24 protein-coding genes are annotated in these 23,969 nt (G+C 64.4%); 10 read left to right on the forward strand and 14 right to left on the reverse strand.

The window, feature by feature from the left end; genetic code table 11:
* Positions 1-48: 48 nt before the first annotated feature.
* The 4 genes from ACIPZH_RS00350 to lexA are packed head-to-tail and all read right to left on the reverse strand — an operon-like array spanning position 49 to position 5,788.
* Entirely contained in the window at positions 49-3,129 is a 3,081-nt protein-coding gene (locus tag ACIPZH_RS00350) for an error-prone DNA polymerase (RefSeq protein ID WP_400634511.1), read from the reverse strand.
* Positions 3,126-4,544: a Y-family DNA polymerase gene (locus tag ACIPZH_RS00355; protein WP_400634512.1), complete on the reverse strand. Its 1,419-nt coding sequence runs from the start codon at positions 4,542-4,544 to the stop codon at positions 3,126-3,128. Before ACIPZH_RS00355 ends, ACIPZH_RS00350 begins: the two co-directional genes overlap by 4 nt.
* Positions 4,545-4,550: 6 nt before the next feature.
* Entirely contained in the window at positions 4,551-5,171 is a 621-nt protein-coding gene (gene imuA, locus ACIPZH_RS00360) for a translesion DNA synthesis-associated protein ImuA (RefSeq protein WP_267823417.1), read from the reverse strand.
* Positions 5,171-5,788, reverse strand: coding sequence for a transcriptional repressor LexA (gene lexA, locus ACIPZH_RS00365; protein WP_241805770.1), 618 nt, complete (start codon positions 5,786-5,788; stop codon positions 5,171-5,173). The genes imuA and lexA overlap by 1 nt, the downstream gene beginning before the upstream one ends.
* Before the next feature lie 93 nt (positions 5,789-5,881).
* Here lexA and ACIPZH_RS00370 point away from each other — a divergent pair, with 93 nt between their 5' ends.
* The 3 genes from ACIPZH_RS00370 (at position 5,882) to ACIPZH_RS00380 (ending at position 9,101) form a co-directional block, all read left to right on the forward strand.
* A complete protein-coding gene (locus tag ACIPZH_RS00370) occupies positions 5,882-6,547 on the forward strand; it encodes an HAD family hydrolase (protein WP_400634515.1) in 666 nt (221 codons plus the stop codon).
* 119 nt (positions 6,548-6,666) lie between these two features.
* A complete protein-coding gene (locus ACIPZH_RS00375) occupies positions 6,667-7,389 on the forward strand; it encodes a DUF899 domain-containing protein (RefSeq protein WP_400634517.1) in 723 nt (240 codons plus the stop codon).
* A gap of 131 nt (positions 7,390-7,520) precedes the next feature.
* A complete protein-coding gene (locus ACIPZH_RS00380; RefSeq protein WP_400634519.1) occupies positions 7,521-9,101 on the forward strand; it encodes a diguanylate cyclase in 1,581 nt (526 codons plus the stop codon).
* On the opposite strand, the gene ureG is transcribed toward ACIPZH_RS00380, so the two are convergent.
* From ureG to ACIPZH_RS00420, 8 genes are read right to left on the reverse strand one after another with little or no spacing between them, the layout of a single operon-like run.
* Positions 9,064-9,687: an urease accessory protein UreG gene (gene ureG, locus ACIPZH_RS00385; RefSeq protein WP_119688944.1), complete on the reverse strand. Its 624-nt coding sequence runs from the start codon at positions 9,685-9,687 to the stop codon at positions 9,064-9,066. The two genes, ACIPZH_RS00380 and ureG, sit on opposite strands and share 38 nt — an antisense overlap.
* An 11-nt stretch (positions 9,688-9,698) precedes the next feature.
* The gene (locus ACIPZH_RS00390) at positions 9,699-10,373 is read right to left on the reverse strand and encodes an urease accessory protein UreF (RefSeq protein WP_400634521.1); all 675 of its coding nucleotides are present in this window, start codon (positions 10,371-10,373) and stop codon (positions 9,699-9,701) included.
* Positions 10,373-10,918 (reverse strand): HupE/UreJ family protein, encoded by a 546-nt coding sequence (locus ACIPZH_RS00395; RefSeq protein WP_400634523.1) that lies wholly within the window; start codon positions 10,916-10,918, stop codon positions 10,373-10,375. The genes ACIPZH_RS00390 and ACIPZH_RS00395 overlap by 1 nt, the downstream gene beginning before the upstream one ends.
* 15 nt (positions 10,919-10,933) lie before the next feature.
* Positions 10,934-11,431: an urease accessory protein UreE gene (ureE, locus tag ACIPZH_RS00400; RefSeq protein ID WP_400634524.1), complete on the reverse strand. Its 498-nt coding sequence runs from the start codon at positions 11,429-11,431 to the stop codon at positions 10,934-10,936.
* Between the two features lie 10 nt (positions 11,432-11,441).
* Positions 11,442-13,145 (reverse strand): urease subunit alpha, encoded by a 1,704-nt coding sequence (ureC, locus tag ACIPZH_RS00405; protein ID WP_241805778.1) that lies wholly within the window; start codon positions 13,143-13,145, stop codon positions 11,442-11,444.
* A complete protein-coding gene (locus tag ACIPZH_RS00410; protein ID WP_267823945.1) occupies positions 13,142-13,459 on the reverse strand; it encodes an urease subunit beta in 318 nt (105 codons plus the stop codon). Before ACIPZH_RS00410 ends, ureC begins: the two co-directional genes overlap by 4 nt.
* A 19-nt stretch (positions 13,460-13,478) precedes the next feature.
* Positions 13,479-13,781, reverse strand: coding sequence for an urease subunit gamma (locus ACIPZH_RS00415; RefSeq protein ID WP_241805779.1), 303 nt, complete (start codon positions 13,779-13,781; stop codon positions 13,479-13,481).
* Between the two features lie 9 nt (positions 13,782-13,790).
* Entirely contained in the window at positions 13,791-14,624 is an 834-nt protein-coding gene (locus tag ACIPZH_RS00420) for an urease accessory protein UreD (protein WP_400634525.1), read from the reverse strand.
* Positions 14,625-14,953: 329 nt separating this feature from the next.
* On the opposite strand from ACIPZH_RS00420, the gene ACIPZH_RS00425 reads away from it, so the two are divergent.
* The 5 genes from ACIPZH_RS00425 (at position 14,954) to ACIPZH_RS00445 (ending at position 19,157) form a co-directional block, all read left to right on the forward strand.
* Positions 14,954-15,331 (forward strand): glyoxalase superfamily protein, encoded by a 378-nt coding sequence (locus ACIPZH_RS00425; RefSeq protein ID WP_400634527.1) that lies wholly within the window; start codon positions 14,954-14,956, stop codon positions 15,329-15,331.
* Positions 15,328-15,690, forward strand: a complete 363-nt coding sequence (locus ACIPZH_RS00430; RefSeq protein ID WP_400634529.1) for a hypothetical protein — start codon at positions 15,328-15,330, stop codon at positions 15,688-15,690. Before ACIPZH_RS00425 ends, ACIPZH_RS00430 begins: the two co-directional genes overlap by 4 nt.
* A gap of 190 nt (positions 15,691-15,880) precedes the next feature.
* Positions 15,881-16,900, forward strand: coding sequence for a branched-chain amino acid aminotransferase (locus ACIPZH_RS00435; protein WP_400634531.1), 1,020 nt, complete (start codon positions 15,881-15,883; stop codon positions 16,898-16,900).
* A 207-nt stretch (positions 16,901-17,107) separates the two neighbouring features.
* Positions 17,108-17,788: a response regulator transcription factor gene (locus tag ACIPZH_RS00440; RefSeq protein WP_241805783.1), complete on the forward strand. Its 681-nt coding sequence runs from the start codon at positions 17,108-17,110 to the stop codon at positions 17,786-17,788.
* Positions 17,766-19,157 carry a sensor histidine kinase gene (locus tag ACIPZH_RS00445; RefSeq protein WP_400634534.1) on the forward strand — a complete coding sequence of 464 codons (1,392 nt, stop codon included), beginning with the start codon at positions 17,766-17,768 and terminating at the stop codon, positions 19,155-19,157. The genes ACIPZH_RS00440 and ACIPZH_RS00445 overlap by 23 nt, the downstream gene beginning before the upstream one ends.
* A gap of 185 nt (positions 19,158-19,342) precedes the next feature.
* On the opposite strand, the gene cysS is transcribed toward ACIPZH_RS00445, so the two are convergent.
* Both cysS and ACIPZH_RS00455 read right to left on the reverse strand, forming a co-directional pair.
* Complete coding sequence (gene cysS / locus ACIPZH_RS00450; RefSeq protein WP_400634536.1) at positions 19,343-20,725, reverse strand: cysteine--tRNA ligase; 1,383 nt, start codon at positions 20,723-20,725, stop codon at positions 19,343-19,345.
* A 9-nt stretch (positions 20,726-20,734) separates the two neighbouring features.
* The gene (locus ACIPZH_RS00455; protein WP_400634538.1) at positions 20,735-22,438 is read right to left on the reverse strand and encodes a glutamine--tRNA ligase/YqeY domain fusion protein; all 1,704 of its coding nucleotides are present in this window, start codon (positions 22,436-22,438) and stop codon (positions 20,735-20,737) included.
* A gap of 248 nt (positions 22,439-22,686) precedes the next feature.
* Here ACIPZH_RS00455 and ACIPZH_RS00460 point away from each other — a divergent pair, with 248 nt between their 5' ends.
* Positions 22,687-23,187: a peptidylprolyl isomerase gene (locus ACIPZH_RS00460; protein ID WP_241805787.1), complete on the forward strand. Its 501-nt coding sequence runs from the start codon at positions 22,687-22,689 to the stop codon at positions 23,185-23,187.
* Positions 23,184-23,906: a UDP-2,3-diacylglucosamine diphosphatase gene (locus tag ACIPZH_RS00465; protein ID WP_241805788.1), complete on the forward strand. Its 723-nt coding sequence runs from the start codon at positions 23,184-23,186 to the stop codon at positions 23,904-23,906. Before ACIPZH_RS00460 ends, ACIPZH_RS00465 begins: the two co-directional genes overlap by 4 nt.
* The last annotated feature ends 63 nt before the right edge of the window (positions 23,907-23,969 follow it).

A 23,969-nucleotide genomic window follows, 5' to 3' on the forward strand; every position in this document is an offset into this window, starting at 1 on the left:
GGCAACAACGGCGACTGGGGCTGCTGTGCAGCCCGTTCGCCGGTCGAATCAATGAAAGTCCCGGCTGCGCACGTCCAGCCCCTGCAGCAACACGCTGACATCCTCCAGCCGCCGTGCAATCAGGTGCCGCACCCCGTCCTGCTGTTCCAGGCGGCCATTCACCTTGAGCAATCGAGACCCCACCAGCGCACGCCGCTGCCGCTCGGCCAGCTCGCGCCAGACCACCACATTGACCATGCCGAATTCATCCTCAAGGGTCACGAAGGTCACCCCGCTGGCGGTCTGTGGCCGTTGCCGCCCCACTACCAGGCCGGTCACGGCGACTGCATCGCCATGCTCAACGCCCGCCAACTCATGCGAGCTGCGACAGCCCAGCGCCCGCAGACGCGGGCGCAGCAAGGTCAGCGGGTGAGGCCCCAGCGTGGTTCCCAAGGTGGCGTAGTCGGCCACCAGGTCTTCGCCCACGCTAGGCACAGGCAAGGCCACCGCGGCTTCGGGCGTTGCCTGCAGCTCGGCGAACAGGGGCAGTTGCGGCTGCACCGCCGCGACCTGCCAGCGCGCCTGGTAGCGGTCACGAGCCAAGGCGCGTAACGCACCGGCATCGGCCAACCGGGCGCGGGCTCTGCTGTCGAGGCCGGCACGCAAGCACAGGTCCTCGACATCCCGCCACGGCCTGAGCGCCCGCGCCGCTTCAAGCCGGCGCGCGTCGGCTTCGGCGAAACCGCGGATTTGCCGCAACCCCAGGCGGATGGCAAGGACACCCTCAGCAACCGCTTCCAGCGTGCAATCCCACTGGCTGTGGGCGACATCCACCGGCCGTACCTCGATCCCCTGGCGGCGTGCCTCCTGCAACAGTTGGTCGGGGCTGTAGAAGCCCATCGGCCAGCTATTGACCAGCGCACAGGTGAAAATCGCCGGTTCATGGCATTTGAGCCAACTGCTGGCATAGCACAGCAAGGCGAAACTGGCGGCGTGGGACTCTGGGAAGCCATAACTGCCAAAGCCCTTGATCTGCTCGAATATGCGCTCGGCAAACGCCAGGTCGTAGCCGTTGCGCAGCATGCCCTGCACCAGCCGTTCGCGGTGTGGTTCCAGACCGCCATGGCGCTTCCAGGCGGCCATGCTGCGGCGTAACTGGTCGGCCTCGCCCGGGCTGTAGTCTGCGGCCACCATGGCCAGCTCCATCACCTGCTCCTGAAACAGCGGCACGCCCAAGGTACGCTCGAAGACTTCCTTGAGCTTGGGCGATGGGTAGGTCACCGGCTCCTGCTTCAAACGCCTGCGCAAGTAGGGGTGCACCATGTCGCCCTGAATCGGCCCCGGGCGCACGATCGCGACTTCGATCACCAGGTCATAGAAGGTGCTGGGCTTGAGCCGTGGCAGCATGGCCATCTGAGCGCGTGATTCGATCTGGAACACGCCCATGGTCTCGGCGCGGCTGATCATCGCATAGGTGGCCGGGTCTTCGGGGGGGATCGTCGCCAGGGTCAGGTGCCGCCCCCGGTGCCGCTGCAGCAGGTCGAAACAGCGGCGCAAGGCACTGAGCATACCCAGGGCGAGCACATCGACCTTGAGCAGGCCGACCATGTCCAGATCGTCCTTGTCCCACTGGATGACCGTGCGCTCAGCCATGGCGGCGTTCTCGACCGGCACCAGGTGGTCCAGCGGTTGCTCGGAAATGACGAAACCGCCTGGGTGCTGAGACAGATGGCGGGGGAACCCTATCAGTTGCCCGGCCAGCACCAGAATGCGCCGCAGCGAGGGGCTGCCGGGTTCGAAGCCGGCCTCGGCCAGGCGTTGCTCGTCCGGGATGCGGTCGGTCCAGCGGCCACAGCACTTGGCCAGGGCATCGACCTGGTCGGCAGGCAACCCCAGCACACGGGCGACATCACGCACCGCGCCGGCAGCATGATAGGTGTTGACCACCGCAGTGAGCGCTGCGCGGTGCCGGCCATAACGGCGAAAAACGTACTGGATCACTTCTTCGCGACGGTCGTGCTCGAAGTCGACGTCGATGTCCGGTGGCTCGTTGCGCTCGCGTGACAGGAAACGCTCGAACAGCAGCCGGTGCTTCATTGGGTCGAGTTCGGTGATGCCCAGCACGAAACACACCACAGAGTTGGCCGCCGAACCGCGGCCCTGGCAAAGGATGTGCTGGCTGCGGGCAAAGGCCACGATATCGTGCACAGTCAAAAAGTAGCTTTCGTAGCCAAGCTCAGCGATCAGCGCCAGCTCCTTGGCCAGCACCTCGCGCACCTTGTCGCTCGCCCCCGCCGGCCAGCGCTGGGCCAGCCCACGCTCGCACAGCTGGCGCAACCAACTGGCCGCGGTCTGCCCCTCGGGCACCAGCTCACGCGGGTACTGGTAGCGCAATTGGCCCAGGTCGAACTGACAGCGTTCGGCAATGCAGAGCGTTTCGCTCAGCAGGTCGGCCGGATAGAGTTCGGCCAGTTGCTCCAGCGTGCGCAGGTGACGCTCGCCGTTGGCAAACAGATACTGCCCTGCCTGGGCGACGGTGCAACGCTGGCCGATAGCGGTCATGCAATCCTGCAAGGCCCGCCGGCCGCGGACATGCATGTGTACGTCACCACAGGCCACGGCGCGAATGCCCAGTTGCCCGGCTAGGCCACGCAGCTGGGCCAGGCGGCGCTCGTCATCACTGCCACGGTGCAGGTGCACACCCAGCCACAGGCGCTCGCCGAACACGCCCTGCAACCATTGACCGGTTGCCAGGTCGCTGGAGTCCTCGGCAAGCCATAACGCCAGCAACCCTTGATGCAGCTCGTGCAGGTCGTCATGCAACAACTGATAGTCGCCCTTCTCCGCTCGCCGACGCGCACGGGTGATCAAGGCGCACAGGTTCTGGTAACCACCCAGGTCCTGGACCAGCAACACCAGCTTCGGGCCATCCTGCACGCGCACTTCACTGCCGACTATCAAGCGGATCTGCTGCGCTTTGGCAGCCTGCCAGGCACGCACGATGCCGGCCAGGGTGCACTCATCGGTAATCGCCAGGGCCTGGTAACCCTGCTCCCGCGCTCGGCGCAGCAGTTCTTCGGCGCTGGATGCGCCGCGCTGGAAGCTGAAGTTGGACAGGCAATGCAGTTCGGCGTAACCCGGCGCGCTCATGCGAACCAGCCTTGCAGCCACAAGGCTCCGGGCTGGGCCAGGTCGCGGTAGGCCCAGCCGCGCAGGCCTTCACGCGTTTCGATGCGGTAATAGTCGCGGCGCACATCACCGCCATCCCACCAGCCCGACTCGATACGCTCAGCCTGCCCCAGCAACCTGTGAACGCTGGGGTCCAGTGCCAGTGGCTGGGGCAACAACCAGCCTGGGCGGCTCCCGGGCAAGGTGGGCAGGCTGCCCTGCCCGCCATACTCGGCGGCCTGCCAGGCACATTCGGGGCGGTGGTCGGCTTCAGCGCGCAGGCCCGTGACCGCGTCGTCGCCCAGCCGGGCACGCAAGCGCTCACGCAGTTGCTCCCAGGGTTGGGCCTGCTGGGCCCGTGGGTCGAACAACGCGTGGTGCTGGGGCACGAAAGCCGGCAAGTCATCGGCCACCAGGCGCAGATTACGCACCGGTGCCGGGATGCGCAGCGGTTCCAGGCGCCCGCGCGCCAGTTCGAAGAGCATTGCCGCATCACGTTCTGCCGCCAGCAGGCCGACCTGCAGTAGCGTGTCCGGCCCCTCGGCGTGCTCCAGGTACAGGCTGAACCGCTGTACACCGCAGTCCCGCCCGGCCAGGAAGGCGGCCAGGTCGTTGAGCATGCGCCGCAGCGGGAACAGCAACGCCTGGTGCGATTCCACGTCGAAGTTGAGCTCCAGCCGCGTTTCGAAGCGGTCCGGCGGCTGATAGAAGCTCAAGCCAAGCGTACGCAGCCCCAGCAGCTGGTCCAGGTGCAACTGGACCTGGGCACCGAAGCGTCTGGCCAGGGCATCACGCGGCAAGGCCAATACCTGGTCAAGCTGATGCAGCCCCATGCTGGCGAACGCTTCAGCGGCGTCCTGTGGCAACCCCACCCGCGCAATGGGCATGCGCGCCAGCGCTGCGCGGGTTGCTTGCGGGCAGCTCAACGCCAAGCCGTCATGACCATTGGCAAGCATGCGCGCCGCCACCGGGTTGGTGGCCAGGACAATCCGCTGACGCAGCCCGAGGGCTGCGAGCTCCTCGCGCAGACGCGCCTCGAACACGGGCCAGGGGCCAAACAGTTGCAGGCTGGAGCCCACTTCCAGCAACACGGCACGCGGGTAATGCAAGCTGACCTGGGCACTGAAGCGGTACGCCCAGGCCGCCAGCAATTGCTGCAGTTGCTCGATGCGCGCCGCGTCTGCTTCAACGCAGGTGAAACCGTCGGCCAAGGCGCGGGCGGCGGTGAGGGTTAGCCCAGCACGCAGACCGAGCGCTGCCGCAGCAGGGTTCACCGCTTGCAACACACGCCGTTGTACCGGCCCGCCGATCAGCACCAGGGGCGCATCGGCGTCATCACGTTCACGCAGGATCGAGTCCAGCGCCAATTGCGGCAGTAGGATGCAGGCCCAGAGCATGTTGCATCACCCCTGCCAGGCACAGGGGATGGCTGCAGCCGGCGGCAAGCCACCGCGGCACTTGAGCACACGCCATTGCGCGGGCCGCGCGTCGATGGCGATGCGCACCGCGGCCGGGGATGGATTGTGCGCAGCCTGCTGCGGCCGGCAGGCAAAAGCCAGCGCCTGCCCGGTTTCTGCCGCCACCTGCAGGCGGCGCAACGCACGGTCATCGGCTCGCTCCGGCCAGCACAGTACTGCGGCGCAACTGCCAGAGCGCAGGCACTGCTCGGCAGCCCAGAGGGCATCAGCCTGCTGGGCATCGACCTGGACCAGCCAGCGCAAGTCCACCCCGGCCGCTTGCCATGCCGGTGCGTAAGGGATAAAGGGAGGCGCCACCAGCACCACTCGGCCGCCATCGGCGGTCAGGCGGGCCAATGAGGGCCACAACAGTTGCAGTTCGCCACACCCAGGGCTGGCCAACAGCAACTCGCTCAGCGCAGCTGCGGGCCAGCCCCCCTCGGGCAGCCGTTGATCAAGCGCCGCATGGCCGGTGGGCTGCAACCCGGCCGGCCGTACCCGCGCCTGCCGGCCGCGCCAGACCTGGCGCTGGTCCAGCAAGCGGTCAAGGTCGACCACCGCGCCCATCAGTCGCGCCTCAACAGGCCGCAGAACACGCCTTCGATGAAGAATTCGCGCTCAGGCCCGACATCGATCGGCGCATAGGCAGGGTTGCGTGGCAGCAGCCGATAGCCGCCGGGTTGGCGTTGCAGGCGTTTGATGGTGACCTCGCCGTCGAGGCGGGCGACCACGATCTGGCCATCGCGGGCCTCACCTTGCTGGCGAATACCCACCAGGTCACCGTCGAAGATGCCGTCATCGATCATCGAGTCGCCGCGCACCTTGAGCAGGTAGTCCGGTGTACGCCGGAACAGGCTGGGGTCAATCAGCAACTGCTCGTGAATGCCCAGGTCGGGGCCGATCGGCGCGCCTGCAGCCACCTGGCCCAGCACGGGCACTTCGAGTATTTCAGGGCGGCGCAAGGGTGCGGCCAGGCGGATGCCACGGGCCTGATTGGGCGTGACGTCGATGTAGCCGGCCTGGCACAGGGCAGTGATGTGCTTGCGCGCAACACTGCGGGAGGCGAAGCCGAAACGCTGGGCGATGTCGGCAAGGCTCGGCGGCTGGCCATGATCGGTGATGCGTTCACGGATGAAGTCGAGGATTGCGCGGCGTTTGGGGGTAAGATTGTCCATGGAGCACATTTGTACTCTTTTCAGCGAAGACTGAACAGCCCCCTTCGTCGCTGGGTTTGGTTATGATGCCCCGACGTGTGTTTTCTACTGCCTGGATGCCTGATGCTGACTGCACTGCTGTTCGACCTCGACGGAACCCTCACCGACACCGACACCCTGCATTTGCAGGCTTTCCGTCAGTTGTTGCGCGACCATGATGGCCGTGAGCTGACCCAGGCCCAGTTCGATGCCCAGATCAGCGGCCGGGCCAATGGGCCCTTGTTCGCCGAGCTGTTCCCAAACGCCGGCGCGCAGGAATGCCTGGCGCTGGCTGATCGCAAGGAAGCGCTGTTCCGCGAGCTGGCCCCTGCCCTTGAACCCATGCCGGGGCTGCTGCGCCTGCTGGACTATGCCCGGGCACGCTGTATCGGCATGTGCGTGGTGACCAACGCACCAAGGCTCAATGCCGAGCACATGCTCACTGCCATGGGCCTTGGCGCACACTTCGAGCATGTGCTGGTGGCCGAGGAACTGGCACGGCCCAAGCCTGACCCGTTGCCGTACCTGACCGGCTTGCAGCGCCTGGAGGCAACGGCCGGGGAGGCGCTGGCGTTCGAGGATTCGTTGCCAGGTGTGAAAGCGGCGAGCGGCGCCGGGATCTTTACCGTGGGGGTTGCCACGACACAGACGGCAGAACGGCTGATGGCTGCGGGGGCCAGCCTTGTGGTGGATGATTTTGACGATCCGCGGTTGTGGGAGGTGATAAAAGCGATGCAGTGCAGCGCTTGAGCCTCATGCTGTGACTGGACTTGCCGGGCCCTGACCACTCGTCGCGAGCACAGGGCCTGCTGTCGATCTCCTCCCTGCCCGCTCGACCACACTTGAACCCCACGTGTGGAGTCATCCCCATGAACCCTCAAAAGCCCGACATCGTCTCGCGCAGCCAATGGTTGGCCGCCCGCCGTCAGCTATGGCTGCATGAAAAAGCCTTTACCCACCAGCGCGACGAACTGGCCGCCGCCCGCCGCGCCCTGCCCTGGGTCAAACTGGAACAGCCCTACCGTTTTCAAGGCCCGCACGGCGAGCTGAGTTTAGGCGACCTGTTCGCCGGGCGCAGTCAGTTGCTGGTCTACCACTTCATGTTCGCCGAAGGCTGGAGCGAAGGCTGCCCCGGCTGCTCGTTCCTCGCCGACCATTTCGACGGCGCCAACCTGCACCTGGCGCATCACGATGTTTCGCTGGTCGCCGTTTCGCGTGCGCCCCGCGCTGAGTTCCAGGCATTTGCCCAGCGCATGGGCTGGCGCTTTCCCTGGTACTCGTCAAACGGCAGCAGTTTCAATGAAGATTTCGGCGTCAGTGTCGCCACTGACGGCAACAGCCACTACAACTACGAACCCTACACCGGCAACGAAAGCGAGCTGCCTGGGTTGAGCGCCTTCTACCGGGACCAGGACGGCAGTGTCTTTCATACCTACTCAACCTATGCGCGCGGGCTCGATATCCTGGTCAGCACCTACAATTTCCTCGACATTGCGCCATTGGGGCGCAACGAGGAAGGCACCATGGACTGGGTGCGGCATCACGATCGCTACGAAAGCCAGCCCGGCAAACCGCATTGCTGCCATGACTGAACAGGCCACAGCGCCGCCTGCGCCATGGCTGAGCCAGCCGGGCGGCGCAATGGCAGCAGTTCGGCAGAATACGGCCATACTTGAGCCCGTCGCCCTCGCGTTACAGGCCCCCCATGCTCAAGCGCTTGCCCATGTTCCACCTACGCACCCTGGTCGTTGGCATTGTCGTGCTGGCGTGCCTGGCAACCCTGTGCAACACCCTCGCGGTCGCCTACCGGGTACAGCATCGCGCCTTGGTCGACCTTGAGCTGAAGGCCAACCAAGCCTATGCGAGCAAACTGGCATCGGATATCGACGAGTTCCTGCGCTCGGCACGCAACCACTTGTCCTACAGTGCCGGGCAACTGGGCGGCGGCCTGGACGACCTGGCCGCGCTGCAAAGTGAAGCCGAGCGACTGCAGGTGCAGGACAAGGACTTCAACTCCATCGTCATCGTCAACGCCCAAGGCCAGGTACTGGTGGCGCATCCGGACATAGAACAGGTCACCAGCCACCAGCAGCACTCCAGCGAAATCCGCCAAGCCGTGCAAGCCCGTCAGCCGTGGGTCAGTTCCGCCTACACCTCGCGCGGGGGCGATTTGGTGATCTTCGTTTCGCAACCGATCTTTGCCGCCGATGGCCGCTACCTGGGCATTGTCGGCGGTTCGGTGTTTCTCAAGAAAGAAAGCGCATTGCATACGTTGATCGGCCTGCACTACCAACAGGACGGCACCTTCGCCTTCGTCGCCGACGCCAACCTACGCCTGCTGCACCACCCCGAGCATGCGCGCATTGGCACCCAGGTCAGCGACAGCCCAACGATCAGCGCGGCGCTGCGTGGCCAGACAGGCACCCTCGAAGTGCCCAACTCTGCCGGCGCTCCCATGCTTGCGGGCTTTGCCCCGGTGCCTGAAGCGCACTGGGCAGTGGTGGTGCAGACACCGCGGGACCTGGCCTTGGCGCCCCTGGGCGAAATGACCCGCAAGGTGCTGCTCTATATCCTGCCGGTCAGCATCATCGGCTTGCTGTTGATGCTCTGGATGACCTACCGCCTGACCTTGCCGTTACGCCAACTGGCACACAGCGCCAGCCACCTGTCCGCCCCCCAGACCGGCGATCAGCTGCGCCGTATCGACGCGTGGTACGTGGAGGTCGCAGCCATCCGCCGCGCCTTGCTGACAGGCGAGCAATTGCTGCAGGAAAAATTCGGCAAGCTGCGCCAACAGGCTCAGAGTGATGCCCTGACCGGCCTTGCCAACCGGCGCGCCATGCAACTGACGCTGGACGCCTTGATGCAGAGCCCCAGAGCATTCGCCGTGCTGGCCCTGGACATCGACCATTTCAAACAGGTCAACGATACCTTTGGCCACGATGCGGGCGATGAGGTGCTCAAACACCTCGCCGAGCTGTTGCGCCATAATTCACGCCACGACGACCTGCCCTGCCGGGTCGGCGGTGAGGAATTCACCATGCTGCTGCCGGACACTGGCCTGGCCGATGCCCGGCGCATTGCCGAACGCATACGCGCCGCGGTCGAACAGGCCGATGCACCGCATGTGGGCAAACTCAGCGTGTCGATTGGCGTGGCCTGCCGCCGGCCCGATACGCATCAGACCGACAGCGTGCTCAAGCAAGCCGACGAGCAGTTGTACAAAGCCAAACACAACGGCCGCAACCGCGTCGAAGTGCTTGACCTCAGCCCCTCACCCCCAGCATCCCCCGCTCGACGATGAAGTCGATCACCGCCTGCAGGCCCTCGCCTTTCTTCAGGTTGCTGAACGTCCACGGGCGCTCCGGGCGCATACGCTGGGTATCACGCTCCATCACCTCCAGCGAGGCACCGACGTAAGGCGCGAGGTCGGTCTTGTTGATCACCAGAAAATCGGACTTGGTGATGCCAGGCCCGCCCTTGCGCGGGATTTTTTCGCCTTCGGCCACGTCGATCACGTAGATGGTCAGGTCGGCCAGCTCAGGGCTGAAGGTGGCGCTGAGGTTGTCGCCACCGCTTTCCACGAAGATGACTTCAAGGTTGCCGAACTTGCGCGCCAACGCTTCCACGGCAGCCAGGTTCATCGAGGCATCCTCGCGGATGGCGGTGTGCGGGCAGCCACCGGTTTCGACGCCGACGATGCGCTCGGGCTCCAGCGCGCCGGCCTCGGTAAGGATGCGCTGGTCTTCCTTGGTGTAGATATCGTTGGTGACCACGGCGATCTGGTAGTGGTCGCGCATGGCTTTGCACAAGCATTCGAGCAGCGCGGTCTTGCCAGAGCCGACCGGGCCGCCGACACCGACGCGCAGGGGTTGCTGATAGCTTTGCATTAAGGCAGTCCTCAGGAACGGAATAAACGGGTGTATTGGGTTTCGTGACGCGATGATGCAATGGCCAGCAGCGGCAAGCCGCCACCGAGCTGGTCGTCACCAAGCGCCAGGGCTTGGTCGATGATGCCGGGCAGTGTCTCACCCAGGTCGCGCAGCAGGGTCTGGGCCGCCTGCTGGCCGAACGGCACCAGTTTGACCCCAGCCATGACCGCGCCCTCCAACCAGGCTAAGGCATGCCCAAGGGCAAGCTGGCGCAACGGGATCGACCAGTGCACGGCCAGCCAGGCCATGCCGCCCAACTGGCTGAGTTCCAGGCTTGGGCGCCAGCCCGGGGCCTGGCCCAACTGCCAACCATCGAGCAAGCGCGCCAGCGCCGCGCCCCGTTGCTGCTCTTCAAGGCGCAGCTCGGCGGTTTCGCGGTTGGCCAGCAGAAAGCGGCTCCAGCGCGCAAACGCAGCAGCATCATCGGCCTGGCACGCGTGGTACAGGCGCGCCAGGACCGGCCAGTCCAGGTAAGCGAGGGTGTCGTGCATCTGCTCGCACTGCCAGGCGCTGAAGCTTTTGATGTCTCGCACCCACCCCGCCTCAACGGCCCACTCAAGGCCTTGCGAGTAGGTGAAGCCCCCCACCGGCAAGCCGGGGCTGGCCAGCTGCAGCAGGCGCAGCAATGCCAGGTCGCTGTTCATCAACCGGCCAGCACCACTGCGGCGCCGGCAAGCATGCCGCCACCAAAGGCTTTCTGCAGCGCGCTATGGCGGCGCAGCAGGCAACCGACAGCGAAGCCCACGACCAGCAGCAAGCCGCTGACGGTGACGAAACCGGCACTGAACAGCCAGAAGGCGCTGGGCGTGGCCTCAACGCCATGGGCCCAGCCATGGAACAGGGCAAACACAGGCATCGCCAGCGCCAGCAGCAACTGGCGGCTAGGCAGCAGTACGGCAACGCCTGCCACCAGCACCGACACGGCGATCATGGTCTCCATGCCCAGCACATCACCGAACAGATGGCCACACACGGCGCCAGCGAACATCGCCGCCAAGGTTGCCAGCGGCAAGGCCAGGTTGCGCCGGGTCAAGGCCGCTAGCACACCGGTACCCAACAGCATCAACAGGTGATCGAGGCCGGTCAGCGGATGCAACAGGCCATCGTGCAGCGGATTGCTGTCATGGCCCGGGTGGGCGAAGGCCGGCAGAGCAACCAGCAGCAGCGCAAGGGCAAGCGTTTTTTTCATTGTGAGCTCCAAGGTTCAGGAATGGGCTGGCAGGCGCACGAAGGGGTGATCGTGCGCATGGCTGTGGCTGTGGCTGTGGCTGTGCGGCGCGCTCTGGTAGGCCCCGGCTTCCGGCTCGAACGGTGCCTGCTCGGCCTCGACCGTCAGGCCCAGGCCGCGCAGCATGTCGTCAAGCACGTGGTCGTGCTGGTAACGCAGCAGGCCCGGCTCGATCTGCAGGGGGACGTGGCGGTTGCCCAGGTGGTACGCGGCACGCGCCAGCAGGTGCGGGTCGTTGCAACGCACGGTCGATACCGCCTCGGGCGCTGCGAGCACCTGCACCACCTGGCTGCCCGCAGCATCGGCCAGCAGCTCGCCACCGCGCAGCAGGTGGCCGCGCTCAAGCATCAGGCCCGCCTCCCGGCCATCGTCGAGGGCAACCCGCAAGCGGCTCTTGATACGGCTATCGACGTCCAGGGTAACGGTGCCGGTGATAGTGTCGGATGCATCGATCCGGCGGGTCAGGACAATCATCTTCGCTCCTTCAGAACAGGAAATAACGCTGGGCCAGCGGCAGTTCGCTGGCCGGCTCGCACACCAGCAGTTCGCCGTCGGCGCGTACCTGGTAGGTCTGCGAATCGACTTCGATCACCGGTTGCAACGTGTTGTGGACCATGTCGGCCTTGCGTACCTGGCGGCAGCCGTGGGCCACGCCGATCAGGCTCTGCAAGCCCAGTTCCTGGGCCAGGCCACGGTCCATGGCGGCCTGGGGCAGGAAGGTCATGCGCGTGGCATGGCGGGCAGCACCGAGCGCCCCGAACATGGGCCGGTAATGCACCGGCTGTGGGGTCGGAATCGAACCGTTGATGTCGCCCATGGGCGCGGTGACGATCATCCCGCCCTTGATGACCAGTGCCGGCTTGACCGCGAAGAAGGCCGGCGACCACAGCACCAGATCAGCCAGCTTGCCCACCTCCACCGACCCCACCTCATGGGCGATGCCATGGGTCAGCGCCGGGTTGAGGGTGTATTTGGCGATGTAGCGCTTGACCCGGAAGTTGTCGCTGTAGCTGCTGTCCGGTGCCAGAGGCCCGCGGCGCACCTTCATCTGGTGGGCGACCTGCCAGGTGCGCAGCACCACCTCACCGACGCGGCCCATGGCCTGGGAGTCGGACGAGGTCATGGCGAACGCGCCCATGTCATGCAGGATGTCTTCGGCGGCGATGGTTTCGCGGCGGATGCGTGACTCGGCGAACGCCACGTCCTCGGCGATGCTCGGGTCCAGGTGGTGGCAGACCATCAGCATGTCGAGGTGTTCATCGACGGTGTTGACCGTATAAGGCAGGGTCGGGTTGGTCGAGGATGGCAGCACGTTGGCCTGCCCCGCCGCACGGATGATGTCGGGTGCGTGACCGCCGCCGGCCCCTTCGGTGTGGAAGGTATGGATGGTGCGGTCACCGATGGCGGCCAGGGTGTCTTCGATGCAGCCGGACTCGTTGAGGGTGTCGGTGTGAATCGCCACCTGGATGTCCATTTCCTCGGCAACGCCCAGGCAGCAGTCGATGGCGGCCGGGGTAGAGCCCCAGTCCTCGTGCAACTTCAGGCCCACCGCACCCGCAGCGATCTGCTCGCGCAGCGCGTCAGGACGCGAGGCATTGCCCTTGCCCAGCAGGCCGATGTTGATCGGCAGGCTGTCGGCCGCCTGGAGCATGCGCGCCAGGTACCAGGGCCCCGGGGTGCAGGTGGTGGCATTGGTACCGGTGGCCGGCCCGGTGCCACCGCCGATGAACGTGGTGACGCCACTGGTCAGCGCTTCTTCCACCTGCTGAGGGCAGATGAAGTGAATGTGCGAATCGATGCCCCCGGCGGTGACGATCTTGCCTTCGGCCGCGATCACTTCGGTGCCTGGGCCCACTGGCACGGTCACGCCCGGCTGCACGTCAGGGTTGCCGGCCTTGCCGATGGCAACGATACGCCCGTGCTTGACGCCGATATCGGCCTTGACGATACCCCAATGATCGATGATCAAGGCGTTGGTCAACACCAGGTCCATGGCCTGGGCAGCAAGCATCTGGCCCTGGCCCATGCCGTCGCGGATGACCTTGCCACCCCCGAACTTGACCTCTTCGCCGTAAACCGTGAAGTCCTTCTCCACCTCCACCCACAGCGCAGTGTCGGCCAGCCGTACACGGTCGCCGACAGTAGGGCCGAACATGTCGGCATAGGCCCGACGTGAAATACGGCTCATGCCTGGCCCTCCAGTGCGCCCATCACTTTGCCCTGAAAGCCATACACCTCGCGCTTGCCGGCGTAGGCAACCAGTTGCACGGTACGCGCCTGGCCCGGTTCGAAGCGCACGGCAGTGCCGGCCGGAATGTCGAGACGAAAGCCGCGACTAGGCTCGCGGTCGAACACCAGGGCATCGTTGACCTCGTAAAAGTGGTAATGCGAGCCCACCTGCACCGGCCGGTCGCCATGATTGGCCACGTTGACACTGACCGTTTCGCGGCCGGCGTTGAGTTCGATGTCGCCGGCGGCGACCTGAATTTCACCTGGGATCATGCTGGGCTCCTCGGCCAGGTCAGACGATGGGGTCATGCACGGTCACCAGCTTGGTGCCGTCAGGGAAGGTGGCTTCGACCTGCACGTCATGGAGCATCTCGGGCACACCGTCCATGACGTGCTCGCGGCCGATCACTTCCCGGCCCAGGCTCATCAGCTCGGCTACCGTACGCCCATCACGGGCGCCTTCGAGCACTGCGGCGCTGATCAGCGCCACCGCCTCGGGGTAGTTGAGCTTCAGGCCACGGGCCAGGCGCCGTTCTGCCAACAGCGCGGCAGTGAACAGCAGCAGTTTGTCTTTCTCTCTCGGGGTCAGCTCCATGGCGCTCTCTCAAGTGGCCCAGATGCGCGGCGGGCACGCCGGCAGGCCGAGGACGGCCGGCCGCAGGACGTGCCAGAGGCGCTGCAGGGTGTGTTGCAGATGTTGGTTGTCGTGGTCCAGCAGGCGAATCACCAGCAGCGAACCGAGCAAAGTGGCGCCGCCTGGCGTTTTCAGTTCATCGAGCAGAGGCCGCACCTTTTCCAGCAAGGTTGGATCTGCCGGGTAGGCACAGAAAGTGGCGAGCAAGGGGTGCCCGCCGAGCTTGTCGAGTTGGCCCCCGGTGATGCGCAGGCGCTCGCTCAAGCCAGGGTCGTCGGGCACCTCGATGCTAAGACGGCTGTCCAGCGCGCCCTGAGCGAAACGCTCGCCCATCACCGGTCGGCCCAGGCAGAGCGTCTCCCAGGCCAGCAGGCGAGCACCGGGCTCGAGGGTGAAGCGGCTGTCGAGGCTGGCCCGTGCGCCGGAAAAGAAAATGCTGTCCTGGGGCAGCCACTCCAGGGTGCTGCCCGCTTGCAGATGAAAACGTTGGGTCAGCCATGCGGTGGGGCCGATACTTCGATAAAACTTGCTGGCGCCGGGCATGGTCAGCAATGCATGGCTGCCAGGCTCTAGCTGAAGATCCAGTTCCAGGCGATCACCGGCAACGATGCCCCCTGGCGGATGCAGCACATAGACGTGGCACGGCGCACCTTCCGGGTAGAACGGCCGCTGCACCAAAAGCGGGCCAAAATGACGACGCGCACCAAGGCGGGTCACGCCAGCACGCTCGACAAAGCGCAACTGCAGGTAGGCGCTCCATCCTGCATCATGTTCAGATTTTTCGACGCGCTCGGCCAGCAACATCCTATAGCCCCTGATTTTCACGGCCTCATGGCCGTTGCGAGCACCAGCGCCGCGCACTGACGTGCTGCAGGCCTGACCACTCGATCAAATTCGATTGGCTGGGATATAGCAGTTTGCGGGCCAACTACGCAGGTGAAGCCACATGAAACATAATGCGCAAGGCTCTGGCGTGGGGCATGCTCGCTCATGGCGCACGACACCAGGGCACGCATCAGCCCTGTTTCGGTGCTCGAATCAGCCAGGGTGGTTCCCCGCGAACAGGACAGCCCGCCGCCACAATCGGTAGACTGGCAACCCAGTCACATACCGTCCACGGCCAAGGAACCGCCATGCCTCTCGCCCCTGCCATCCCCATCCTGCGTATTTTCTCGGTCGAAAAGGCCAAGGAGTTCTACCTCGACTTCCTCGGCTTCACCCTGGACTGGGAGCACCGCTTCAGCCCGGACCTGCCTTTGTATGCGCAAATTCATCGCGACGGCCTGATCCTGCACCTGAGCGAGCACCACGGCGACGCGTGCCCAGGCTCGACGGTGTTTGCCCGCACCGACGAACTGCTGGCACTGCAACGTGAACTGCAGGACAAGCAGTACGGCTATGCCCGCCCACAGGCCGAGCGCGTCGATTGGGGCCTGCAGATGCAGATACGCGACCCGTTCGGCAACCTGCTGCGTTTCTGCCAACAGATCGATCACGAGGCCGCGCCATGAAAGCATTGGGCAAACGCGAACTGGCGCGCCTTGAGCGTGAACTGGTGGCATGCCTGACCGACGCATGCGAAACGGCCAAGGCACAGATCGTCGGGTTCAGTTGGCTCACCCACCGCCTGGACCCTGATCAGTTCCCTGCCAGCCTGCGCATCACCTGGGTCTTCGAGCGCGAGGTCGACAAGGCCGCAGCGCTGGCGGGGGATGCCAAGGCACGCATGCTCAAGCTGACGGCCCAGGCGCTGGACAAAGCAGGTGTAACGCTGGATCACCCGGCATGGCATGTGCGCTTTGACAGCGAAGAGGCGTGTGAGCGAAGCCATGGCGGGGATTGGAACAGGCGCCTCGGTGCTGCGCGCTAGCGCTGGAGGCAGTCACATGGCGCAATGCTGGCCCTGATCGGCCCCAAGGACACCGCGAATCCATCGCCAGCCCCGCGCCCCCAATTCGTGACTGGGCGTTCCCGATCCGCGGCGGATGTATTATCGTGGCGAGGTGCGCATATAACAGCAGCCCGAGCGATCGGGCACTTGCAAGACAATCGAGGGTGTCATGAGTAACGAAAGCATTAACTGGGACAAGCTGGGTTTCGACTACATCAAGACCGACAAGCGCTACCTGTCCGTATGGCGCAACGGTGAGTGGGACAAAGGCACCCTGACCGAAGACAATGTGCTGCACATCAGTGAAGGCTCCACTGCCCTGCACTATGGCCAGCAGTGCTTCGAAGGCCTGAAGGCCTACCGCTGCAAAGACGGCTCGATCAACCTGTTCCGCCCTGACCAGAACGCCGCCCGCATGCAGCGCAGCTGCGCTCGCCTGCTGATGCCGCAGGTGCCGACCGATGTGTTCATCGAGGCCTGCAAGCAAGTGGTCAAGGCCAACGAGAAATTCGTCCCGCCACACGGCAAGGGTGCCCTGTACCTGCGCCCGTTCGTGATCGGCACCGGCGATAACATCGGCGTGCGCACCGCCCCCGAGTTCATCTTCTCGATATTCGCCATCCCGGTTGGCTCGTACTTCAAAGGCGGCATGAAGCCGCACAACTTCCAGATTTCCAGCTTCGACCGCGCCGCGCCACAGGGCACCGGCGCCGCCAAGGTCGGCGGCAACTATGCAGCCAGCCTGCAGCCAGGTGCTGAAGCCAAGAAAGCCAACTTCGCCGACGCCATCTACCTCGATCCGCTGACCCACACCAAGATCGAGGAAGTCGGCTCGGCCAACTTCTTCGGCATCACCGCCAACAATGAATTCATCACCCCGAAATCGGCCTCGGTACTGCCAGGTATCACCCGCCTGTCGCTGATGGAACTGGCGTCCTCGCGCCTGGGCCTGACCGTGATCGAAGGCGATGTCGAAATCAACAAGCTCGACCGCTTCATCGAAGCGGGTGCCTGCGGTACCGCCGCGGTGATCACCCCGATCGGTGGCATCGAGTACAACGGCAAGCTGCACGTGTTCCACGACCTGGAAAAAGTCGGCCCGGTCACCCAGAAGCTCTATAACGAGCTGACCGGCATTCAGAGTGGCGACGTCGAAGCACCGGCTGGCTGGATCGTCAAGGTCGCCTGAGCCTTCGCGCCACGCTGAACCGCAGGGCATGCCAGACGCTGGCATGCCCTTTTTTCTGCCTGACAGGTCCGGCCTCATCGCTGGCAGGCCACCTCCCCCGCAATTGCGTCAACTTGTGCCAATCTGCAGCCAGATGAATTTTTCTTAAATTCCCGGCAGTCTATTCTTTGGCACAATCAAGCCTCCACTAGACGCCCAGGAACCAGCATGCCACGCGTACTGACCATCGAAGACGACGCCGTCACCGGCCAGGAAATCGTCGCCGAACTCACCAGCCACGGTCTGGAAGTGGATTGGGCAGACAATGGCCGTGAAGGCCTGGCCAAAGCCATCGGCGGCGGCTATGACCTGATCACCCTGGACCGCATGCTGCCTGAGGTCGATGGCCTGACCATCGTCACCACCCTGCGCAACCTTAAAATCGCAACGCCAATCCTGATGATCAGCGCACTGTCCGACGTCGATGAGCGTGTGCGAGGCTTGCGTGCCGGTGGCGACGACTACCTGACCAAGCCGTTCGCCTCCGACGAGATGGCTGCACGGGTGGAAGTGCTGCTGCGGCGCAACAGCGTGCCGATGACCCAGACCCGACTGCAGGTCGCCGATCTGCAACTGGACCTGATCAGCCATGAGGCCCGCCGCGGCGACCAGACGCTCAACCTGTTGCCCACCGAGTACAAACTGCTGGAGTACCTGATGCGCCACAGCGGCCAGGTGATCACGCGGATGATGATCTTCGAGGAAGTCTGGGGCTACCACTTCGACCCTGGCACCAACCTGATCGATGTGCATATCGGCCGCCTGCGCAAGAAGATCGATTCCCCCGGGCAAGCGCCGCTGATCCGTACCGTACGGGGCTCCGGCTATGCCATTGCTGAACCCAACTAAGGGCTGGAGCTCCTCGACCAGCCGCCTGCTGGCGTTGTACAGCTTCCTCTTCGTGGCCTGGAGCAGCATCCTCATGGGGGTGCTGTATTTCGAGGTGTCCAGCTACCTGAACAAGCTTACCCGCCACTCCATGCTGCAGCGCCAGCACCTGTTCGCACACATGAGCGGCAAGCAGCTGGACGACGCCCTGATCGCAAGCCAGGCATTCGAGGAGCGCGCCTTCGATGCCTACGGCCTGTTCGACGCCCAGCTCAACCCGATCGGCGGGCGCATCCGTGCTATCCCGCCGGAACTGGGCCTGGACGGCAAGGTGCATGAACTCGAGCGCTGCCTGGACGCCGATGACCCGCACATGCCGCGTGACAGCTGCGACGCGGTGGCAATCAAGGTTCAGGACGGCCGCTGGCTGGTACTGCTGCGCGACAACGGCTCGTTGTTCGTGGTGACACGCATCATCCTGCACGCCTTGCTATGGGGCATATCGCTGACACTCATCCCTGGCTTCGCTGGCTGGTACATGCTGCGGCGCAGGCCTTTGAAACGCATTCGCGCGATACAGGCGCAGGCAGAGCTGATCGTCGCCGGCGACCTCACCCACCGCCTGCCACTGTCGGCCCGGCGCGACGAACTGGACATGCTGGCAGCCATCGTCAACGCCATGCTTGACCGGATCGAACGGCTGATGCACGAGGTCAAGGGCGTGTGCGACAACATTGCCCACGACCTGCGCACACCGCTCACCCGCCTGCGAGCGCAGCTGTACCGCATCCGCCAGCAGAGCGGTTTGGACTCAGCGCAAGCCGAAGCACTGGACCAGGCCATCGGCGAAACCGATACCCTGATGGCACGTTTTCGTGGCCTGTTGCGCATCAGTGAGCTGGAGGATCGCCAGCGCCGCGCCGGCTTCATCGAGCTGAACCCGCGTGAGTTGCTGGTGGAGTTGCACGATTTCTACCTGCCCCTGGCTGAAGATGGCGGTATCCGCCTGCAGCTGCAGCAGCCTGAGCACCTGGCGGCGCTGCATGGGGACCGTGAGTTGCTGTTCGAAGCGCTGGCCAACCTGGTGGGCAATGCCATCAAATTCACGCCAGAAGGTGGCCGGGTAGCCATTACCGCGACGCAGGACGAGGCAGGCGTGCATATCGCTATCGAGGACAGCGGACCTGGGATTCCGGAACAAGAGCGCACTGCAGTGCTGAAGCGGTTCTATCGCAGCGATGAAGGCCACCGCCACCCGGGGTTCGGGCTCGGTTTGTCGATCGTTGCGGCGATCGTCGACTTGCACGGGTTTGGGCTGGAGGTGGGTGACAGTGAGCTGGGCGGGGCCAAGCTGGTCTTGCATTGCCCGTTGCCGGGGTTGCCGAGGTAAAAGCGGGGACTGCTGTGCAGCCCATCGCCGGCAAGCCCACCACAACAGCACAACCGTCAAGCCCTGCACAATACCTGTGGGCTTGTTCAGCTCTCACCAACACCACGCAACCTTCAAGCCCTACGCAATACCTGTGGGAGCCGGCTTGCCGGCGATGGGGCCGCTAAGCGGCCCCCTTTACATCATCAGTCAGCCAGACGCCAGGTAGTGCCACCCTTGCCGTCTTCCAGCACCACGCCCATGGCGGTCAGCTGGTCACGGATCCGGTCGGACTCTGCCCAGTTCTTGTCGGCACGCGCCTGCAGACGCGCCTGGATCAGCGCCTCCACTTCAGCCGCATCGACCTTGCCCTCAGCCCCTGCACGCAGGAAGTCATCGGCCTCCAGCTGCAGCACACCCAGCACATCACCCAGCTCGCGCAGGCGACCGGCCAGGCCAGCAGCCGCATCCGCGTCGCTGTCGCGCAGGCGGTTGATTTCGCGCACCAGGTCGAACAGCACGGCACAGGCTTCGGGGGTGTTGAAGTCGTCGTTCATCGCCACGCTGAAGCGCTCGACGAATTCCTCACCACCCTTGGCTGCCACACGCGGCAAACCACGCAGTGCGTGATAGAAGCGCTCCAAGGCACCTTTGGCATCACGCAGGCTGTCTTCGGAGTAGTTGATGGCACTGCGGTAGTGACTGGCCACCAGCAGGTAGCGCACCACCTCCGGGTGGTATACGTCGAGCACGTCACGGATGGTGAAGAAGTTGTTCAATGACTTGGACATCTTCTCGCCATTGATGCGGATCATGCCGCAATGCATCCAGGCGTTGGCGTACTGCTTGCCGGTCGCCGCTTCGCTCTGGGCGATTTCGTTCTCGTGGTGCGGGAACTCCAGGTCGCTGCCGCCACCGTGGATGTCGAAGCTCTCGCCCAGGCAGCAGGTGGACATCACCGAGCACTCGATGTGCCAGCCCGGACGGCCCGGCCCCCACGGCGAATCCCAGTACGGCTCGCCCGGCTTGACGCCCTTCCACAGGACGAAGTCGAGCGGGTCCTGCTTGGCCTCGTCGACCTCGATGCGGGCACCGATGCGCAGGTCCTCGATCTTCTTGCGCGACAGCTTGCCGTAGCCAACGAACTTGCCGACCCGGTAGTACACGTCGCCATTGCCGGGCGCGTAGGCGTAGCCCTTGTCGATCAAGGTCTGGATCATCGCGTGCATGCCGGCGATATGGTCGGTGGCACGCGGTTCCTGGTCCGGTTTGAGGATGTTCAGGCGCCGTTCGTCCTCGTGCATCGCATCGATCATGCGGGCCGTGAGCGCGTCGAAGGTTTCGCCGTTCTCGTTGGCCCGGTTGATGATCTTGTCATCGATGTCGGTGATGTTGCGCACATAGGTCAGCTCATAGCCGCTCTTGCGCAGCCAACGGGTGACCAGGTCGAAGGCCACCATGCTGCGGCCATGGCCCAGGTGGCAGTAGTCGTACACGGTCATGCCGCACACGTACATACGCACCTTGTTGCCATCGAGCGGCTTGAAGACTTCCTTGGTTTTGCTCAGCGTGTTGTAGATGGTAAGCACGGCGGTTCCTTAGCTGCCCCAGGAGTCACGCAGGGTGACGGTGCGGTTGAACACCGGGCGGCCCGGCTGGCTGTCCTTGAGGTCGGCGCAGAAGTAGCCTTCGCGCTCGAACTGGAAGCGGTCTTCAGGCTGCGCCTGGCCCAGCGACGGCTCGGCACGGCAGCCGGTCAGCACTTGCAGCGAGCCCGGGTTGATGTTGTCGAGGAAGCTGGCGCCCTCCTCGGCCTTCTCTGGGTTCGGCGAGCGGAACAGGCGGTCGTACAGGCGCACTTCGCATTCGACACTGGCGTCTGCCGGCACCCAGTGGATCACGCCCTTGACCTTGCGGCCCTCGGGGTTCTTGCCCAGGGTATCCGGGTCGTAGGAGCAGCGCAGCTCGACGATGTTGCCATCGGCGTCCTTGACCGCTTCGTCGGCGCGGATCACGTAGCTGCCGCGCAGGCGCACTTCACCGGCCGGCTCCAGGCGCTTGTAACCCTTTGGCGGCTCTTCCATGAAATCGTCGCGGTCGATGTACAGCTCGCGAGCGAAGGGCAGCACGCGCACGCCCATGTCTTCCTTGGGGTGGCGCGGCAGTTCGAGCTGCTCGACCTGGCCTTCAGGGTAGTTGGTGATGACCACTTTGAGCGGGCGCAGCACGCACATGGCGCGTGGCGCGGTGCGGTCGAGGTCGTCACGGATGCTGAACTCGAGCATCGACATGTCGACGACGCCGTCGGAGCGGTTGGTACCGACCATCTCGCAGAAGTTGCGGATCGAGGCCGGGGTGTAACCGCGACGGCGGAAGCCCGACAGGGTGGACATGCGCGGGTCGTCCCAGCCGCTGACATGTTTCTCGTCGACCAACTGCTTGAGCTTGCGCTTGGAGGTGATGGTGTAGTTCAGGTTCAGGCGGCTGAACTCGTACTGACGCGGGTGCGCCGGTACCGGCAGGTTGTCGAGGAACCAGTCGTACAGCGGCCGATGGCCTTCGAACTCCAGGGTGCAGATCGAGTGGGTGATGCCTTCGATGGCATCGGACTGACCATGGGTGAAGTCATAGTTGGGGTAGATGCACCACTTGTCACCGGTCTGGTGGTGGTGGGCATGACGGATGCGGTACAGGATCGGGTCGCGCAGGTTCATGTTCGGCGAGGCCATGTCGATCTTGGCCCGCAGCACGCGCTCGCCATCCTTGAACTCGCCAGCCTTCATGCGGGCGAACAGGTCGAGGTTCTCTTCGACGCTGCGCTCACGGAACGGGCTGTTCTGGCCAGGCTCGGTCAGGCTGCCACGGTAGGCCTTGGCCTGATCAGGGGTCAGGTCGCAGACATAGGCCTTGCCACGCTTGATCAGTTCAACCGCCCAATCGTGCAGTTGGTCGAAGTAGTTCGAGGCATAACGCACCTCGCCGGCCCAGTCGAAGCCCAGCCATTTGACGTCGCGCTGGATGGCATCGATGTACTCCTGGTCTTCCTTGGCCGGGTTGGTGTCGTCGAAGCGCAGGTGACAGGCGCCGCCGAACTCCTTGGCCAGGCCGAAGTTGACGCAGATCGACTTGGCATGGCCAATGTGCAGGTAGCCATTGGGCTCCGGCGGAAAACGAGTGACGATGCTGCTGTGCTTGCCCGAGTCCAGGTCGGCCTGGATGATCGGCCGCAGGAAGTTCGCAGGGACGGCGGGGGCGCCTTTGGCAGCGGCGTTGGGCGCGTTGTCGGCAGTGGGCTTGCTCATAGGATCCTTGAATGCACGTGTCCGGCCTGGGTAGGCCGATTGAATCAAAGGGCCTATCATAGCCGAAGCAGTCAAGCTGCTGACAGCCAGGCTCGGACAAACTGCCGTGATTTATCGCAGCTTTTTGTCGCGGCCTGGCAAAATGGCCAGTGCGCGCCATGTGTCGCGGTCGCCCGATCCTGCGTCAGGTGACTACAGGCGCACTGCGCACCCTAATTCCCGAATGCCTTGAAAGAGCGAATTCCAGCATGTCCAAAGTCAAACTGACCACCAACCACGGCGTTATCGTCCTGCAACTGGACGCCGAAAAGGCGCCGCTCACCACGGCAAACTTCGTTCAGTACGTCAAGGACGGTCACTACGACGGCACCGTGTTCCACCGTGTGATCAAGGGTTTCATGATCCAGGGCGGCGGCTTCGAGCCAGGCATGAGCCAGAAGAAGACCCGCGCCAGCATCCAGAACGAAGCTGACAACGGCCTGAAGAACACCAAGTACAGCATCGCCATGGCCCGCACCATGGACCCGCACTCGGCCTCGGCCCAGTTCTTCATCAACGCCTCCGACAACGACTTCCTCAACCACAGCGGCAAGAACACCCAGGGCTGGGGCTACGCGGTGTTCGGCGAAGTGACCGAAGGCCGTGAAATCGTCGACGCCATCGAAAAGGTCGCCACCGGCTCCAACGCTGGCCACCAGGACGTACCTAAAGACGACGTGATCATCGAGAAAGCCGAGATCGTTGAGTGATACTGCTGATCTCTGATCTGCATCTGCAAGAAGAACGCCCGGACATCACCCGGGCGTTTCTTGATCTGCTCGACGGCCGCGCACGCCACGCCGATGCGCTGTACATCCTCGGCGACTTCTTCGAAGCCTGGATCGGCGACGATGCCATGACGCCCTTTCAGCAGTCGATCTGCCAGGCCCTGCGCCGGCTGAGCGACAGCGGCACGGCCGTCTACCTGATGCACGGCAACCGCGACTTTTTGATTGGCGAGGGCTTCTGCCAAGCGGCCGGCTGCACCTTGCTGGCCGACCCCAGCGTGATCAGCCTTGGCGGCGAGCAGGTTTTGCTGATGCATGGCGACACCCTGTGCACCCGCGACATCGGCTACATGAAAATGCGCCGCTATCTGCGCAACCCGTTGAGCCTGTGGGTTCTACGGCACTTGCCGCTTGCCACCCGGCAGAAGCTGGCGCGCAAGCTGCGTAGCGAAAGCCGTGCCCAGACGCGCATGAAAGCCACCGACATTGTCGATGTCACAGCCGAAGAAGTGCCAGCGGTGATGGCGGCGCACGGTGTGAAAACGCTGGTGCATGGCCACACACACCGGCCGGCGATCCACAAGCTGGTGGTGAACGGGGAACCGGCCCGGCGCATCGTGCTGGGCGATTGGGACCGTCGCGGCTGGACCCTGCAGGTCGATGCGCAGGGCTTTCAGTTGGAACCCTTCGAGTTTTCCTGAAACGGATGGCTTGGCCATACCGGCCTGATCGCCGGCAAGCCGGCGCTACAAATACGCTGTGGC

Source organism: Pseudomonas sp. NPDC089758, from assembly GCF_044748705.1.
Lineage (GTDB): Bacteria > Pseudomonadota > Gammaproteobacteria > Pseudomonadales > Pseudomonadaceae > Aquipseudomonas > Aquipseudomonas putida_X.